Source organism: Pantoea sp. Seng (assembly GCF_009829935.1).
Lineage (GTDB): Bacteria > Pseudomonadota > Gammaproteobacteria > Enterobacterales > Enterobacteriaceae > Pantoea > Pantoea communis.
In genome coordinates this window covers 41,402-57,517 of record NZ_SZZV01000020.1, presented here as the reverse complement: position 1 = coordinate 57,517, position 16,116 = coordinate 41,402, and the positions used below count along the sequence as shown (strand labels likewise).

Here is a 16,116-nt window from a genome sequence, read left to right as displayed (position 1 = left end):
TTAATCCAGTTTCACACCCAGACGGTGCGCCACTTCTTCATAGGCTTCGATCAGACCGCCGAGGCTCTGACGGAAACGGTCTTTGTCCATTTTGTCCATGGTTTCTTTGTCCCACAGACGCGCGCCGTCTGGCGAAAATTCATCGCCCAACGTCACTTCACCATTGAACAGACCAAACTCCAGCTTGAAGTCGACCAGGATCAGACCGGCGTCATCAAACAGTTTGCTCAGTACGTCGTTGGCTTTGAAAGTCAGTTCCTGCATACGCGCCAGATTGGCCTTGCTGACCCAGCCAAAGGTCTCGCAGTAGGATTCGTTGACCATCGGGTCGTGTTTGGCGTCATCTTTCAGGAAGAGATCAAACAGCGGTGGATTGAGCAACATGCCCTCTTCCACGCCCAGACGTTTTACCAGCGATCCTGCCGCACGGTTGCGCACTACGCACTCCACCGGCACCATCTCCAGCTTTTTGACCAGCGCTTCGTTATCCGACAGCAGCGCTTCCATCTGGGTCGGAATGCCCGCTTCCTGCAATTTGGTCATAATGAAATGGTTGAACTTGTTGTTCACCATTCCTTTGCGATCAAATTGCTCGATTCGTGCACCGTCTCCTGCTGACGTATCGTTGCGGAATTCAAGTACCAGCAGATCCGGATTATCGGTGCTGTATACGGTTTTCGCTTTACCGCGATACAACTCAGCTCGCTTTTGCATCTCATTAACTCCAAACATGAAAGAACCCGTGTTCAGCGGTGTTTCACCGCGCGATGACTGCCTGACGCAATCGTTTACTTCGCCGGGCGCCATTATGCCAAATCCAAAACAAAAAGGCCGGAGAATCTCCGGCCCTTTGGCAATTTATTTGTTCAGTGCACCCTGGAACACCGCCACCAGCGCGTCATTCTGCGCCTGAGTGAGCACATGGCCCTTAGGATCAATGAACTGCAGACTGCTGCGGTTATCCAGATCGCCAACCTGCAATTTGTAATCGCCGTTAGGCAGCTCAGGATCTTTCGCACCAATCGCGTCAAACGCGCTGCTGCCCGGCTGCTTGTAGGTCACTTTCAGACTACCCTGCGAGCGGTTGTCATCGGTGACTTCCATGCCCACACGCTTCAGCGCCGCTGGCAGACGCTGCCAGGTGACGTTAAACGGTGAACGCAGCACCAGCAGTGGCAGACCGGTATCATCTGCGCCGCTCTGGACATCAATCTGCCCGGTCGCACGGCCTGCAGCGGCATCGGCGCTGGCGGTATCAATCTTATCCAGACCGGTGCTGATGTCGTTCAGCATCTGGCCGGTGTAGCGTTGGATCTGTGCCGGAGCCGTCACCGTTTCACCTTTCTGCTGCAGTTCCAGCAGACGAACCGTCAGCACCTGCTGATAGCTCTGGTTCTGAACGCTGATCTGATAACGACCACGATACTGATTGTCTTCATCCGCACGGTTCCACTGCACCCAATCGGTGGTCAGCTGCTGCCCAGCATCATCACGCTGTGCAATCGGGAACTTGTAGGACTGGATCACATTCACCACCTGTGACCAGATCGAGCCACGGCTGCTCTCAACCGCCAGCACACCGGTATTACCAGTGAACTGTGCACGCGTGCCGTTCAGCAGCGCCAGAGGTTGAGCCGGAGGACGAATATCCAGTTCTTTACCTACTGCACCCTTCGCAACAGTGTGCGGCACATCGTAATCGCCATTCTGCAGAGGCAGAATCATCCCCGCCGGGGCTTTTAAATCATGCAGTTCAGGCGCCTGCAGGTAAGATTCATCACCGCTGACCTGGCGCTTATAACGCTGATCGCTGGAACAAGCTGTTAGCAGCATCAGGGTGGACAAGCCCACCACGGTTGCCAGCGTCGAGCGCTTAACTGAATAACTCATTGATTCTCCCTAATTTATCGCAGACCCGCTTTAATCAGCGCCTGAGCCGTTTTCGCCTGACCGGCTTCGGTCAGTGGCGTCATCGGCAAGCGCAGCGTGTCATCCGCGATTAATCCTAGCTGTTTCGCTGCCCATTTAACCGGGATTGGATTGGGTTCACAGAAAAGCGTCTGGTGCAGGTGCATCAGACGCTGATTCAGGCGACGCGCTTCGGCAAAATTACCCTGTTGCGCCAGCGCACAGAGTTCAACCATTTCACGCGCTGCAATGTTGGCTGTAACCGAGATTACGCCTTTGCCGCCCAGTTGCATGGAGTCCAAAGCTGTCGCGTCATCGCCGCTGACAATAATGAACTCATCATTAACCAGCTCTTGGATCTGAGAAATACGCGATAAGTTCCCGGTGGCCTCTTTGATTCCGATAATATTTTTAATTCCGGCCAGGCGAGCCACGGTTTCTGGCAGCATGTCGCAGCCCGTACGTGATGGTACGTTATACAGCATCTGTGGCAGATCGGTGCTTTCGGCAATCGCTTTGAAGTGCTGGAACAGACCTTCCTGAGTTGGACGGTTGTAGTAAGGCGTCACGGTCAGACAACCCACCACACCGGTGCCGGTAAAGCGCTTCGTGAGAGAGATACCTTCAGCAGTGGCATTGGCGCCGGTACCGGCAATCACCGGGATACGGCCATCCGCCAGCTCCAGGGTCTGCATCACCACATCGCCATGTTCTTCATGGCTGAGGGTAGCGGATTCGCCGGTGGTGCCAACAGAAACAATCGCCGCGGTGCCGCTGGCAACATGATAATCAATCAGTTTTTTCAAACTCTCGCGGCAGACATTACCTTTTTCATTCATTGGCGTAATGAGCGCAACAATACTTCCGGTGAACATGGGCTATCCCCTCGACAAACAAGTGCCTCATGTTACGTTTTACCTCGAAAGAAAAGCAAGCGAGCCAAGCCATTCCTACCCTTGTCAGCAGTTTTTTTTATGTTTACCTTATGGTTATTAGCGAACGTACAGGAAATGCCATTTTGTCGCAGTCACAGCCTCACCATCTGGTGATCACCGCATTGGGCGTTGATCGTCCGGGTATCGTCAATACCATCACTCGCCACGTCAGTAGCTGCGGCTGTAATATTGAAGACAGTCGTCTGGCGATGCTGGGCGATGAGTTCACCTTCATCATGTTGCTTTCGGGGAGCTGGAACGCGATAACCCTGATTGAATCCACGCTACCGATGAAAGGGGCTGAGCTGGAACTGTTGATTGTGATGAAGCGCACTAATGCGCGCGTCACCCCACCGATGCCTGCCACGGTATGGGTGCAGGTGGAAGTGCCAGATTCTCCTCATCTCATTGAGCGCTTTACCGATCTGTTCGATAAACATCAGATGAACATTGCCGAATTGGTGTCGCGTATTACCCCGGCACAGGAAGGTGTCCCACCGACACTGTATATTCAGATGACGGCACACAGCCCGGATAATCAGGCCAGCGCACCGTTTGAACAGGCCTTCAACAATCTGTGTGAAGAACTGCATGCACAAGGCTCAATTCGTCTTTATAGTGTCACCGACGATGCCAACAACACCCTGTAAGCTAACGCCGGATTATTTCTCCACACACTCTGCCCTGCGGCATACCGTGTAGTGAAATAACCCAGAGGGTGGCACCCGCTGGTGCTTTTTGCCGCGAGGGTGTATTACCCACAGCATGAAGAAAAAAATGGAGAGTTGTGATGAATCCACTGAAAGCCGGTGATACCGCACCGAAATTTAGCTTGCCCGATCAGGACGGCGAACAAGTAAATTTGGCCGACTTCCAGGGACAGCGCGTTCTGGTCTATTTCTACCCGAAGGCCATGACGCCGGGTTGCACCGTTCAGGCCTGTGGTCTGCGCGACAACATGGATGCGTTGAAAACCGTGGGCGTGGAAGTGCTGGGCATCAGCACCGATAAGCCTGAAAAGCTGTCACGTTTCGCCGAAAAAGAGGTGCTGAACTTCACCCTTCTATCTGATGAAGACCACCAGGTCTGCCAGGAATTCGGTGTCTGGGGTGAGAAAACCTTTATGGGTAAAACCTATGACGGTATCCACCGCATCAGTTTCCTGATCGACGGCAACGGCAAAGTTGAGAAAGTCTTCGACGACTTCAAAACGTCGAACCACCACGACATCGTGCTGGATTATCTGAAGTCGGCATAAGACAAAACGGGTGCACAATGTGCACCCGTTTTATTTACCCCTGCTGATGCTCCAGCGTGGTTTCCGGCCAGGCGCGCACCACGGCCTTGATTAACGTGGCCAGCGGGATGGCAAAGAACACGCCCCAAAAGCCCCACATACCACCAAAAATCACCACCGAAAGAATGATCACCAGCGGATGCAGGTTGACGGCCTCTGAAAACAAAATCGGCACCAGCACATTGCCATCCAGCGCCTGCACCACCAGATAAACGATAAACATCGTCCAGAAATCGGTGCCTAAGCCCCACTGGAACAGGCCGACGCCAATCACCGGAATGGTGACCACCATCGCGCCGATGTAGGGAATTAGCACGGAAATCCCAACCAGCACCGCCAGCAGCAACGCATAGTTGAGCCCTAAGACCAGGAAGGCAATCCAGGTGACAAACCCTACCGCGACCATCTCCAGCACTTTGCCACGAATGTAGTTGGTGATTTGCTGATTCATCTCCTGCCACACCACGCCCGCCAACCCGCGATTGCGCGGCAGCACGCGACGCACAGCATTGAGCATCTGCTCTTTATCTTTCAGCAGGAAGAACACCATCAGCGGCACCAGCACCAGATAGATCATCAACGTCATCAGCCCGACTAGCGAGGCCAGCGAGTACTTCACCAATGACTCCCCCAACCCGGTCAGGCGGCTACGCAGATTCTCCACGATGATATCGATGATGCCCGCATCCACCAGCGCCGGAAAACGCTTCGGCAACCCGGCGGCATAGACGTAGAGCTTGTTGAGCATATTCGGCAGGTCACGCAGCAAATTGATGCCCTGCTGCCAGGCCACTGGCGCAACAATCAGCACCATCACCAGCAAAATACCGGCAAAAACAATCAGCACCATGCTGGTGGCGCAGGTGCGGCTGCATCCCAGGCGCTGTAATCGAACGGTTGGCCACTCCAGCAGATAAGCCAGCACCAGCGCGACCAGCAACGGTGCTAATAATCCACTGAAGAAAAACAGGATACAGAACGCCATCAACAGGATTACCAGCAGGCCAATCGCCTGCGGATCGCTAAAGCGACGTTTGTACCATTGGAAAAGCAGAGCCAGCATTTCACTTCCTTGACGCCAAAAACGGGATGACGATTGTACAGAAATTTGCAGTCGATGCCCGGTTCAGATGAACCTGTGCCGGGCCAAGTTTGGTGCGGAATGAGAGAGCCAACGTTAGCAGCGGCTATGTGAAGATTAGCGGGTAATACTGCTCACCAGCGCATCCTGCCCGGCAATCATCACGCAGTTACGTCCGGCATTTTTCGCCTGATAGAGTGCGGCATCCGCCTGTTTCAAGCTCACATCTTGCGGCTGATTATCGGCCTCCCAATGTGCGATGCCCACTGAAAGCGTGATATGCCCAACATGGTCAATCCAGCTCTCGGCGATGCTGGTACGCACGCGCTCGGCAATCACCCGCGCTTCTTCCGTCGAGGTGGCTGGCAACAGCATCAAAAATTCCTCGCCGCCATTACGGCACACCACGTCGGTCTGGCGCGCACTGTTACGCAGGGTACGCGCCACCTGTTTGATCACTTCGTCACCCACATCATGGCCGAAGTTGTCATTCACCCGCTTGAAATGGTCGATATCCAGCGCCAGCACCGCAAAAGGCTGACGCATGGTTTCGAAGTAATCCAGCACCGCACTCAGGCCACGGCGGTTAAGCAAACTGGTCATCGGATCGGTTTGTACTTCCGATTTCAGCCGACCGATTTTGTCCTGTACCAGTCCGATCCCGGTGAGCAAGGCGCGTTTCACCTGTGCGGCTTCGAAGTACCAGGCACGAATACCGCCAATTTCACCCGAGACGCCCTGGGTGTCCATCTGACTGGCTTTACGCGCCAGTTGCCACAGCGGCAAGGCAATCAGACGGGCGAAGATCACCGCCATCAGTAAGGTCAGCAACGCAAACGGCACCGAGTTTTTCAGCACTTTCAGCAGCAAACCCGAGAGCGGTTGCAGGGTGACGTCGGTTGGTTTGAGCGCCACCACCATCCAGCCGGTGGTCGGCACAATGGCGTAACCCGCCAGTTTCGGCGTGTCTTCTTCTTTGACCTGCACCTCGCCATTAGTGCTCTCATTGCGTTGACGCTCGCTGACGATCTCTGGCGCGGTTTTACCAATCAGCTGGCTGTTCTGGTGATAAAGCACCTGATTGTTGCGATCCAATACATACACGCGCGTGCCATCCCGGTAGAACTGCTCACCGAGTAAGGCATTGAGGATACTTTTCTTCTTCAGATAGATAGTGCCGCCCACATAGCCGAGGTAGCGTCCTTCGTTGCTCCAGATCGGCCAGGAGACAAACACAATCAGATTGTTGGCAGCAGAGATGGTGGGTTTGCTCACCATCGGTTGGCGCTGTGCCAGCGCTTCCCGCGAAGCCTGGCTGGTGAGCTGCATGCCTTTGAGCATCAGTGACTCAGGCGAAATCGCTTTCACTATCCCATTGGTGTCGACCACCGCAACGGAGTTGAAACTATTGGTTTGCTCACGCAGACGATTCACTTCCTGCTGCGCCAGTTCTGGATTATCAAAATCCTTGCCCAACTGCGTCGCGCTGTAGTGCAGCTGCGACTGTGCCAGCTGGAAAAAGACTTCCGTGGTGGCAGCCAGTTTGGTGGCATAAGCGCGATTGGCTTCGAGCGTGCTCTCGATCAGCACCATACGCTGCACACGCCAGGTGGCGTACAAGGTATTGGCGAGCGTAATGACGATACTGGTGATCGCCAGCAACGCGATCAGCGTACGCAGGTCAGTTTTTGGCCGGATGCGCATCAGCATGACGCAACCGCCCTGGTGTGAAAATTCATCATTCGCGTGCCTGACAATATAGTTATAGTTGGACTAGCTACCCCTGGTGAGGGAACCGCCAATTGTACACCTGCAAACCAGATTGAGCACGAACCATCCTGTCAGACACGCGTAATTATTCAGCAAACGTTGGCGCTAATCGATCAGACCATTCGCATCATAGAACGGCCACGGGCCCGGATAATCGCCGATGGCACAGAGGTGCGTGGTCATGCCCTGCTGTGGATGCCAGCGATGCAACAGGAAACCCGGCGGTTCCAGCACGAAATTTGCCGGACCATTTTCAGATAAATCAAAGGCAACCTGATGCGAGACGCCCGGCGCCACGCAGGCCAGCGTTCCGGCAAAGCGCGCCTGTACCGAACGGTGCAAATGACCGCTCAGCACGCGTTCCACCTGCGGATGCTGGCGGATAATCGCCGCCAGCGCGTCGGGATTACGCAGCGGTTGCTTATCCATATGACCGATACCGGAAACCAGCGGTGGATGGTGCAACATCACCAGGGTAGGCAATTGCGGTTCGCGCACCAGCTGCTCTTCCAGCCAGGCCAGCTGCGCTTGGTCCACGTAGCCCCACGGCTGCTGCGGCACGCTGGAATCCAGTGCCAGCAGCTGCACCCCTTTCACCCGTGCCTGCCAGTTGAGGGTTTCACCACGTTGCAGATAGTGGTGATCCGGAAACGCAGCGCGTAACTGCTGGCGATCGTCGTGATTGCCCGCCATCAGCATGTAAGGCAGCTGCAAACGTCGCAGCGCCGTTCGCAGCGTTTGATACTCTTCTGCGTTGCCGAAATCCACCAGATCGCCGGTGATCACCACCATGTCCGGGCGCGGCGTCAAACGATTCAATGTCTCGATAACCCGCAGCAGCGCCGCCTGGGTGTCCACTTTTTTATACGACAGGCGACCGTTCGCCTTGATATGTAAATCACTTATTTGCGCAATCAGCGTCAATGCTTCAGACACGAATTTCTTCCTCAGGATGCAGAAAATTGCAGGGCGGCGTCCTGCGCCAGCGTCCAGCTCACCGGTTGTCCGGCATGCCAGGCTTCACGCGCATGGCGGTCGACCTGAATCGGCATGGCCAGACCGATATCGATCATCAGCCGCTGCGATGCGCCTAAAAAGGTGCTGGCAAGGATAAAGCCCTGACGCGCATAGCGATTGTCGCTGGCGAGCAGTACATCTTCCGGGCGGCAGAAGCGCTGTGCATTGCCACGCGCATCGACATCCACGCAGTTAATCGCCCCGACGAAATCGGCGACAAACTTTGAAGCGGGGTGCTGATAGATATTTTGTGGCGTATCGATCTGCACCAGACGCCCCTGCTCCATCACTGCAATGCGATCGCCGAGCGCCATCGCCTCTTGCTGATCGTGCGTGACGTACACGGCGGTGATCGCCAGCTTCTTCAATAAGGTGCCGATTTCCAGACGCAGGCGATCGCGCAGACGTGCATCCAGCGCCGCCAGCGGCTCATCAAACAGCAGCACTTTGGGTCTGGCTGCCAGCGCACGCGCCAGTGCCACACGCTGTTTCTGTCCACCGGATAACTTATCAATGCTGCGCTGTGACAGCGCGCTGAGATCCACCAGTTCCAGCATCTCCTGCACGCGCGCTTCACGCTCGGCACGCGCCACGCCCTGCACTTTCAAGCCGTAAGCCACGTTCTCAGCGACGTTAAGATTGGGAAACAGCGCATAGTTCTGGAACACCATGCCAACATTGCGTTTCTCAATCGGCAACGCGGTAACGTTACGATCGTCGAACCACACCTCGCCGCCCGCATCACAGCGCTCAAGCCCGCTGATGATGCGCAAGGTGGTGGTTTTTCCGCAGCCAGAAGGCCCGAGCAACACCAGGGTTTCCCCGGGATTCACGGTCAGATCGAGCGGATGCAATGCCAGTTGGTGATTGAAGTGACGTGAACAACCGCGCAGCGTCACGGTAACGGCCGCAGGATTCATGCCGCCTCCTTGTTTTGGCGCGATACCGCGCGGTTAAGCCAGTGATTCACCGCATTCAGCATCAGCAGTAGCGGCAAAATCATCAGAATGAAAATCAGCGTATAAGCGGAACCCACTTCCAGTCGCATTGAAGCGTAACTGTCCGCGAGGCCGACCGGCAGGGTTTTGGTCAGCGGCGTATGCAGCATCCAGGTGATGTTGAACTCCCCCACCGACAGGGTGATCACCATAAAGGCGCCCGCCAGAATGCCGTTGCGGCAGTTGGGTACCACCACGGTAAAGAAGCGCTGCCACAGGCTGGCACCGAGGCTGGCGGAAGCTTCTTCCAGACGCGGCATATCGATCGCCTGCATCACCGCCAGCACCGGTCGCATCATAAACGGCAGCGTGAACAGCACGTGACCAATCAGAATAAGCACCCAGCTGTCACGCAGGCCGGAAAACTGGCCGTAAAGCAGAATGATGCCGAGCGCGGTGGCTAAGCCGGGCAGCGCCACGGGCAACATCAGGCACTCTTCAATACGTGCTGCCCAGCGGCCGGGCGCTTTCAACAAGCCCCACGCGGCGGGTACGCCAATCACCAGAGTGACCAACAAGCAGAACAGCGCTATCAGCAACGACAGCCAGAAGGTATCAGCGTACATCTCCCACACTTGCGCCACCCATTTCAGGGTCAACCCGCTGCGCAGGCCGATAAAGTAGTTATTGGTGACACCCGCCAGCATCGACAGCACCACCGGCACAATCATAAACAGCGCGGTGAGCGTGGTGACCAGCAGCTGCAGGCTAAACAATCCGCGACGATTCATGCGGCCCCCTTGTGTGCCAGGCGGCGCGCTAACATCAGCGCCAGCCAGGCAACCGCGCCCATCACCACCGACAGCGCCGCCGCCGTAGCAAAGTTAGCGTAGTTAGTGAATTCGCCATAAATGGTCAGCGGTAACACCGCCAAATCGGTGCCGAGCGTAAAAGCAGTGCCAAACGCGCCCATGCTGGTGGCGAAACAGAGTGCGCCGGTAGAGAGCAATGCCGGCTGCAGGCCGGGCACGATCACGTCCCAGGTAATACGCCACTGACTGGCGCCAAGTGATCGCGCTGCCTCTTCCAGCGAGCGATCAAGCTTTTCACTGGCCGCGACGAGCGTAACGATGGCGCGCGGCAGCGAGAAATAGAGATAGCCGATAAACAATCCGGTGAGTGAATAGGCCAGCGTCCAGCGCTCGTGCACCAGGCTCATGCTGATTTGCGCCAGCAAGCCCTGACGGCCCGCGAGCATCACCACCAGAAAACCCACTACCACGCCGGGAAAGGCCAGCGGGAAGGTCAATAAGGCTAATAACGTGCCACGCCCAGCAAAACGCTGACGCGCCAGAAAACAGCCTACGATGGCAGCAATCACCAGCGTAACCAATGTCACCGCCAGCGACAGTAATACGGTATTCAGCAAACTCAGCAGGTAATTCGGCTGAGTGATTACCGTCCAGTAGCCACTGTGCTGGGTGGTGCGATCGTTCTGCATACCGATTTGCAGCAGGCGCGCAAACGGCAGCAGCCAAAATGCACTGAAGAACAGCAGCGCGGGCAGCGTCAGCCATAACCATTTGCTGCCCGGCAAGCTGCGAGCCTGGCGGCGTGAAGCCGCCAGGGTGTCGGAGATCGACATGATTAGTGAATCTCGCTCAGGTACTTAGCAGAGAACGCTTTCTGCGCATCGGCCATCTGCTGATAGTCGACCGTTTGGGCGCGTGCATAATCGCTATCCGGCAGGAAGAATTTCTTCGCTTCGGGTGACATTGCAGAAGTACGCACCGGGCGCAGGAAGGCATTGGCCCAAATCGCCTGACCTTTGTCCGACAGCACATAGTCGATCACTTTCTTGCCATTAGCTTCGTGTGGCGCGTTCTTCACCAGACTGATGACGTAAGGAACCGTCACCGTGCCCTCTTTCGGGATCACAAACGCAACGTTGGCGTGATCTTTATATTTGGCGCGATAGGCGTTGAAGTCGTAGTCGAGCAGAATCGGGATTTCGCCTGAAATCAGACGCGCATAGGCCGTCTGCTTCGGTACGATTGGCTGGTTGGCCTGCAGTTTCCTGAACCAGTTCAGCGCTGGCGTGAAGTCCTGCATGTTGCCGCCTTTCGCCTGGTTAACGGCCACCGCCGCCACATAACCGACAAAGGCACTGGCCGGATCAAGGTAGCCCACCATCCCTTTGTACTCAGGTTTTAGCAGGTCATCCCAGGATTGTGGCACTGGCGCGCCGCCGAGCGCATCCACGTTGACCATAAAGCCCATGGTGCCCGAGTGCAGCGCGACCCATTTACCGTTCGGATCTTTCATTCCGGCTGGGATGTCGTCCCAGTGCTGCGGTTTATAATCGGTGATGACGCCCGCGCTGTCGGCCTGGATGCCGAAACTGACGCCGTAATACACCACATCTGCCACCGGATTGCCCTTCTCCGCCACCATTTGCGCCAGCGCCTGGCCGGAGTTTTTGTTGTCTTGTGGCACGGTGATGCCGGTGTCTTTGGCAATGGCTTTGAGCTGTGTACCCCAGTCAGCCCATTCGGGCGGACAGTTGTAGCAGATCGCGGTTTCGGCGGCCTGCGTCATCATACTGAACAGCGAACCGGCGGTCAGCGCGATCGCTCCTGAAAGAATTTTCATTTTTTTATGGAATTTCATGGTGGTTATGGTTCCCTGGTGGAGGCAGTCAAAACGGTGGCGGGTGCGGCGATGCTTTCACCGCTCCGCAACCGGTGGGCCAGTACGCGGGTGCCGCGGCTGGCTTGTTGTAACAACATATCGATGGCACAGGCACCGAGCATGTCGGCTGGCTGAGAGACGCTCGCCAGTGACGGCGCAATCTGCTCGCCAATATCGATGCCGTCAAAACCCATCACCGAAAGTTGCTGCGGGATGCGTACACCGGCACGCGCCGCGGCACCAATCAGGCTGATGGCGAGCAAATCATTTGTACAAATCACCGCTGTCAGCGGTGCTGCGCCCTGCAACTGCGGTTGCAGCAGCGCGAAATCAGAATGGGTATGGCTGGCCATTTCAATCACCGGCAGCGCATTCAGCCCTGCGGCCTGCATCGCATCGCAGTAGCCCTGATAACGCAGGCGAGCGCGATCCGATTGCAGCATCGGCCCGGCGACCATGCCGATATGACGATGGCCCAGACTTAGCAAATGTTCGGTGGCTTCCCGCATCGCCTGCTGGTTATCCACGCAAATCGCTGGCCAGTGACTCTGCTGAGGCACGTTGTGCGCCAGGACAAACGGCATGCTGGCTTCATGCAGCGTGGTCAGAACCGCGCTGTTATCCGCATCGGCCACGGTCAGCACCAGGCCCGCCACGCGCTGGCGCAGCATGTGTTCGACGATCGCCGCTTCACGCTCTGGCTGATAATCACTGGTTGCCACCAGCAAACCGTATCCAGCCGCACGCGCCTGACGTTCCATCGCCTGTAACTGGCGTGAGAAGATCGGGTTGAGCAGTGAAGGCAACAGCACACCCAGCGTGGTAGAACTTTGCGTACGCAGCTGACGTGCAATGTGATTGGGGCGAAATCCGAGTTGCTCTGATGCCGCCAACACCTTTTCCAGCGTGTCAGGCCGCAACAGATGGGGATCAGAAAATGCGCGTGCGGCGGTAGCGCGAGAAACGCCAGCCAGCTTTGCCACACTGATTAAATCGGACATGTTCGCCTCGTGAATGAGCAATGAGATCGATCTCATTGGCGCTTAAAGTAGCGGCGAACTGTGACAGCAACATCGCGGGGAGATGACGAAAAAATGACAGCAGCGCGAACTGCTGTCAGGCAGGAATTACAACATCAGGAAGGCGTAACCTTCGTTTTGCAGCGAGGCAACTGTGGTGCCACTGGAGAGCGTATGAGTGACGCGCGTATCGATCCAGTCACGCTGTAGCTGATGGAACGCCACCGATTGATCGCAGATCGTGACCTTCACTCCCGCCTGCTTCAACTCATCGATCAATTTCAGGTTCGGGTTATCTGTGCCGTAAGCTTTGCGGAATTGTTCGTTATTCAGCGCGGCAGGCACGGCATCGCTGTTGATTGACACCACGAAATTCAGCTGATTTAGCGGCACTCCGGCAGCGTAATAAAGGTTGGTGACACGCGCCACGCGTTCCAGTCCGAGGTTAGGTTGACGGACATCCCCTTCCGTGCGGTTGATCTGAAAAACGACCTTATTGCTCAGGCCTGGCGTATTCGCGGGATTGTAATCCGGCGTATTCACAAAATGGATTTTGCCGTAGCCCGCGATGGCTGGCGTGCTCCAGAAGTCCGCTGGCTCGCTTTTGTTGTCAGCAAACTTGCTGCTGACCTTATCCACCAGCTCTGGAAGCTGTAACACATTACCGCCCACGAAACCCGCCAGTGCGGCGATAACAATATAGGACGCTGGACGCATTTCACTTCTCCTCGATAGAAGACCCTAAGCCCAATTACATTTGCAGGAAGGCATAACCCTGATTTTCCAGCGTCGACACCGTGGTCGGACTGGACAACGCATGAATAACCGATTGATCGATCCACTCTTTCGGGAAGTGATGGAACGCCACTGACTGATCGCACACCGACACTTTGACGCCTAATTTGTTGAGTTCGCCGATCAGCGCCAGATTGGGGTTGTCAGCTTTATAAAATTGCTGGAAATGCGCGTTATCCAGCATGGCAGGCGTGGCATCACCGGTCACAGAGACAACAAAGTGCAGCTGATCGGCAGGCACGCCTGATGCGATGTAGAGGTTAACTACGCGGGCGACGCGCTCCAGCCCAAGATTAGGCCGCTTCATGTCCCCTTCGCTTTTGGTGATTTGAAACACCACTTTGTTGCTCAGCCCGACTACCGGTTTAAAGGCGGCATCAGATTCGTAATGGATTTTGCCGTAACCATCGACAGCAGGCGTGCTCCAGAAACCTTCAGGATCGGTTGGCTCGGCAGAAAAATGGCTCACCACTCGCTGATAAATATCATCACTTTTGCTGACGGTGGCGCCAACAAACCCACCCACGATCGCAATCAGGGCGTAAGAGACAACAGAACGCATAAAAATTCTCCGGCATGCACTGCGCTAATTCACAGTCCGTTTGAATAAAGTGCCTTATCTATATCACAGCGTGAGCAGGGCAAAAGTCCTGTAGTTTTGGCCTATCCAGGATTTTCATTGCGGAAATAATAATTAGTCAGGCTAATTGAATAATGCTTTCGATTGAGCTGAAGAGATGCCTAAAAAAATAACTGGCTTGAATCGACTGTCAGCTATTTAGTTTTTATCAAGCCAGGGGAGCTGAAAATATGACCATACTTAACTAAAATTTCGGCGACCCTATAAAAAATCACCATTAAAATAACTGATGGATAAAACAGGCCAGTTCACTGTTTTGACGTTTGTTTTTCAGAGTAAACCTGGAAAAGTTCATGCCAGATTCAATTATTTTGAGCAACTTTACGTAACTTTAACTTCTGAACCTGTAAAAGCGCTAACCTGGTCGTGGCGGACTATTCAATTTTTTGCTGCAATCAGCGCCCGCTGTAGCCATTTTTTCATTTTAAGTCTGTGTCGCTTCTTCATTTGCTTGTTACCACGCGCTGGTTAAGATAGAAGCGCTGCGTCAAAGGAAAGTACGCGCAGAACATTTGAACGACTTACCTGTCCAATTGCAGGTGACTTTTACAGGATCAAGGCATGTTTAACCGGTTGAAAAAATCAGTGCTGGCGGCCCTTATTCCTACGCTGCTGCTGACGCCCGCACTCTCCGTGCACGCGGACGTGAGTGATAATCTGCCCGATATGGGAACCACAGCGGGTTCAACGCTATCCATTAATCAGGAATTACAAATTGGCGACTTCTACGTGCGCCAACTGCGCGCCAGTGCGCCGCTGATTAACGATCCGCTATTAAATCAATACATCAATGAGTTAGGGCAGCGCCTGGTGGCGCATGCCAATTCGGTGCGCACGCCGTTTCACTTCTTTCTCATCCAGAATGACGAACTGAACGCTTTCGCCTTTTTCGGCGGCAACGTAGTGCTGCATTCATCATTGTTCCGCTACACCGACAATGAAAGCCAACTGGCGTCGGTGATGGCGCACGAAATTTCTCACGTCACTCAACGCCATCTGGCACGTGCCATGGAAGAGCAGAAGCGTAATGCGCCACTCACCTGGGTGGGCGCGTTGGGGTCGATTCTGCTCGCCATTGCCAGCCCACAAGCCGGGATGGCGGCGTTAACCGGTACGTTGGCGGGTACGCAACAGGGTATGATCAGCTTCACTCAGGCCAATGAACAAGAGGCTGACCGCATCGGGATTCAGGTGCTGCAACGTGCAGGTTTCGATCCGCAGGCGATGCCAGCTTTCCTGCAGAAGCTCGCCGATCAAAGCCGCTTCTCCTCCAAACCACCGGAAATTTTACTGACGCACCCCTTACCGGATAGCCGTTTGGCCGATGCGCGTAACCGTGCCAACCAGATGCGCCCGGTGGTGGTGCAGTCATCGGAAGGCTTCTACATGGCGAAAGTGCGCTCGTTGGGTATGTACGCTACTGGCCGTAATCAGCTGACCGATGAGCTGTTAAATGAATACGCCAAAGGCAACTCACGTGAGCAAATGGCATCGCAATACGGTAAAGCAGTGCAGTTCCTGCAGGCGAAAAGCTTCGACAGTGCGAAAAAAATCATCACCCCGATGCTGGCGAAACAGCCGGATAACGTCTGGTTGCTGGATATCATGACGGATATCGACATCGGTCTGAACCAGCCGCAGCAGGCGATCAACATGCTAACCAGTGCCAAAGGCAGCAGCACCAATCCGGTGCTGCAGCTCAACCTCGCTAACGCTTATGTCGAGGCGAAACAGCCCGCTAACGCCACGCGCATCCTCAATCGTTATACCTTTGCCCATCCCGATGACGTCAATGCCTGGGATTTACTGGCACAAGCCTCGGCAGCACAAGGATTACGGGATGAGGAGTTGTCGGCACGAGCGGAAGGATTAGCACTCAATGGCAAGCTCGATCAGGCGATCACCACCCTGAGCAGTGCCAGCGCCCAGGTGCCGCTCGGCAGCCTGAAACAGGCACGTTACGATGCTCGCATCGATCAGTTCCGCGAACTGCAAAAGCGGTTCCGTCAGTATCAGAAAGGATAA

General features: G+C 55.2%; 16 protein-coding genes. 3 read left to right on the top strand and 13 right to left on the bottom strand.

What is annotated here, in order from left to right; genetic code table 11:
* The 3 genes from purC to dapA form a co-directional block, all read right to left on the bottom strand.
* Positions 1 to 714: a phosphoribosylaminoimidazolesuccinocarboxamide synthase gene (gene purC / locus FD737_RS19195; protein WP_034825771.1), complete on the bottom strand. Its 714-nt coding sequence runs from the start codon at positions 712 to 714 to the stop codon at positions 1 to 3.
* A gap of 144 nt (positions 715 to 858) precedes the next feature.
* Positions 859 to 1,890, bottom strand: a complete 1,032-nt coding sequence (gene bamC, locus FD737_RS19190; RefSeq protein ID WP_034825767.1) for an outer membrane protein assembly factor BamC — start codon at positions 1,888 to 1,890, stop codon at positions 859 to 861.
* A gap of 14 nt (positions 1,891 to 1,904) precedes the next feature.
* Positions 1,905 to 2,783 (bottom strand): 4-hydroxy-tetrahydrodipicolinate synthase, encoded by an 879-nt coding sequence (gene dapA / locus FD737_RS19185; RefSeq protein WP_097118582.1) that lies wholly within the window; start codon positions 2,781 to 2,783, stop codon positions 1,905 to 1,907.
* A 110-nt stretch (positions 2,784 to 2,893) separates the two neighbouring features.
* Between dapA and FD737_RS19180 the strand changes: the two genes are divergently transcribed.
* Together FD737_RS19180 and bcp are read left to right on the top strand one after the other, a co-directional pair.
* Entirely contained in the window at positions 2,894 to 3,493 is a 600-nt protein-coding gene (locus tag FD737_RS19180) for a glycine cleavage system transcriptional repressor (protein ID WP_370523124.1), read from the top strand.
* Positions 3,494 to 3,633: 140 nt separating this feature from the next.
* Entirely contained in the window at positions 3,634 to 4,101 is a 468-nt protein-coding gene (gene bcp / locus FD737_RS19175) for a thioredoxin-dependent thiol peroxidase (RefSeq protein ID WP_034825761.1), read from the top strand.
* 34 nt (positions 4,102 to 4,135) lie between these two features.
* On the opposite strand, the gene FD737_RS19170 is transcribed toward bcp, so the two are convergent.
* From FD737_RS19170 to FD737_RS19125, 10 genes are all read right to left on the bottom strand, one after another.
* A complete protein-coding gene (locus FD737_RS19170; protein ID WP_034825758.1) occupies positions 4,136 to 5,203 on the bottom strand; it encodes an AI-2E family transporter in 1,068 nt (355 codons plus the stop codon).
* A 135-nt stretch (positions 5,204 to 5,338) separates the two neighbouring features.
* Positions 5,339 to 6,931 carry a sensor domain-containing diguanylate cyclase gene (locus FD737_RS19165; protein ID WP_058959105.1) on the bottom strand — a complete coding sequence of 531 codons (1,593 nt, stop codon included), beginning with the start codon at positions 6,929 to 6,931 and terminating at the stop codon, positions 5,339 to 5,341.
* A 165-nt stretch (positions 6,932 to 7,096) separates the two neighbouring features.
* Positions 7,097 to 7,927, bottom strand: a complete 831-nt coding sequence (locus FD737_RS19160; protein WP_160834307.1) for a phosphodiesterase — start codon at positions 7,925 to 7,927, stop codon at positions 7,097 to 7,099.
* Positions 7,928 to 7,938: 11 nt separating this feature from the next.
* Positions 7,939 to 8,928: an ABC transporter ATP-binding protein gene (locus FD737_RS19155; RefSeq protein WP_097118584.1), complete on the bottom strand. Its 990-nt coding sequence runs from the start codon at positions 8,926 to 8,928 to the stop codon at positions 7,939 to 7,941.
* Positions 8,925 to 9,737 (bottom strand): ABC transporter permease, encoded by an 813-nt coding sequence (locus FD737_RS19150; protein WP_160834306.1) that lies wholly within the window; start codon positions 9,735 to 9,737, stop codon positions 8,925 to 8,927. Before FD737_RS19150 ends, FD737_RS19155 begins: the two co-directional genes overlap by 4 nt.
* Complete coding sequence (locus FD737_RS19145) at positions 9,734 to 10,591, bottom strand: ABC transporter permease (RefSeq protein WP_058959109.1); 858 nt, start codon at positions 10,589 to 10,591, stop codon at positions 9,734 to 9,736. Before FD737_RS19145 ends, FD737_RS19150 begins: the two co-directional genes overlap by 4 nt.
* Before the next feature lie 2 nt (positions 10,592 to 10,593).
* Positions 10,594 to 11,616: an ABC transporter substrate-binding protein gene (locus FD737_RS19140; RefSeq protein WP_160834305.1), complete on the bottom strand. Its 1,023-nt coding sequence runs from the start codon at positions 11,614 to 11,616 to the stop codon at positions 10,594 to 10,596.
* 5 nt (positions 11,617 to 11,621) lie between these two features.
* Positions 11,622 to 12,638: a substrate-binding domain-containing protein gene (locus FD737_RS19135; RefSeq protein ID WP_160834304.1), complete on the bottom strand. Its 1,017-nt coding sequence runs from the start codon at positions 12,636 to 12,638 to the stop codon at positions 11,622 to 11,624.
* 126 nt (positions 12,639 to 12,764) lie between these two features.
* Positions 12,765 to 13,373 carry a DsrE family protein gene (locus tag FD737_RS19130; RefSeq protein WP_058959112.1) on the bottom strand — a complete coding sequence of 203 codons (609 nt, stop codon included), beginning with the start codon at positions 13,371 to 13,373 and terminating at the stop codon, positions 12,765 to 12,767.
* Between the two features lie 34 nt (positions 13,374 to 13,407).
* On the bottom strand, positions 13,408 to 14,013 hold the full coding sequence (locus tag FD737_RS19125) for a DsrE family protein (RefSeq protein ID WP_058959113.1): 606 nt from the start codon (positions 14,011 to 14,013) through the stop codon (positions 13,408 to 13,410).
* 639 nt (positions 14,014 to 14,652) lie between these two features.
* Between FD737_RS19125 and FD737_RS19120 the strand changes: the two genes are divergently transcribed.
* Positions 14,653 to 16,116: a M48 family metallopeptidase gene (locus FD737_RS19120; protein ID WP_058959114.1), complete on the top strand. Its 1,464-nt coding sequence runs from the start codon at positions 14,653 to 14,655 to the stop codon at positions 16,114 to 16,116.

Bases quoted from the DNA above. Each gene is read 5' to 3' on its own strand.
- purC (WP_034825771.1), bottom strand. From the start codon at position 714: ATGCAAAAGCGAGCTGAGTTGTATCGCGGTAAAGCGAAAACCGTATAC.
- bamC (WP_034825767.1), bottom strand. From the start codon at position 1,890: ATGAGTTATTCAGTTAAGCGCTCGACGCTGGCAACCGTGGTGGGCTTG.
- dapA (WP_097118582.1), bottom strand. From the start codon at position 2,783: ATGTTCACCGGAAGTATTGTTGCGCTCATTACGCCAATGAATGAAAAA.
- FD737_RS19180 (WP_370523124.1), top strand. From the start codon at position 2,894: ATGGTTATTAGCGAACGTACAGGAAATGCCATTTTGTCGCAGTCACAG.
- bcp (WP_034825761.1), top strand. From the start codon at position 3,634: ATGAATCCACTGAAAGCCGGTGATACCGCACCGAAATTTAGCTTGCCC.
- FD737_RS19170 (WP_034825758.1), bottom strand. From the start codon at position 5,203: ATGCTGGCTCTGCTTTTCCAATGGTACAAACGTCGCTTTAGCGATCCG.
- FD737_RS19165 (WP_058959105.1), bottom strand. From the start codon at position 6,931: ATGCTGATGCGCATCCGGCCAAAAACTGACCTGCGTACGCTGATCGCG.
- FD737_RS19155 (WP_097118584.1), bottom strand. From the start codon at position 8,928: ATGAATCCTGCGGCCGTTACCGTGACGCTGCGCGGTTGTTCACGTCAC.
- FD737_RS19150 (WP_160834306.1), bottom strand. From the start codon at position 9,737: ATGAATCGTCGCGGATTGTTTAGCCTGCAGCTGCTGGTCACCACGCTC.
- FD737_RS19145 (WP_058959109.1), bottom strand. From the start codon at position 10,591: ATGTCGATCTCCGACACCCTGGCGGCTTCACGCCGCCAGGCTCGCAGC.
- FD737_RS19140 (WP_160834305.1), bottom strand. From the start codon at position 11,616: ATGAAATTCCATAAAAAAATGAAAATTCTTTCAGGAGCGATCGCGCTG.
- FD737_RS19135 (WP_160834304.1), bottom strand. From the start codon at position 12,638: ATGTCCGATTTAATCAGTGTGGCAAAGCTGGCTGGCGTTTCTCGCGCT.
- FD737_RS19130 (WP_058959112.1), bottom strand. From the start codon at position 13,373: ATGCGTCCAGCGTCCTATATTGTTATCGCCGCACTGGCGGGTTTCGTG.
- FD737_RS19125 (WP_058959113.1), bottom strand. From the start codon at position 14,013: ATGCGTTCTGTTGTCTCTTACGCCCTGATTGCGATCGTGGGTGGGTTT.
- FD737_RS19120 (WP_058959114.1), top strand. From the start codon at position 14,653: ATGTTTAACCGGTTGAAAAAATCAGTGCTGGCGGCCCTTATTCCTACG.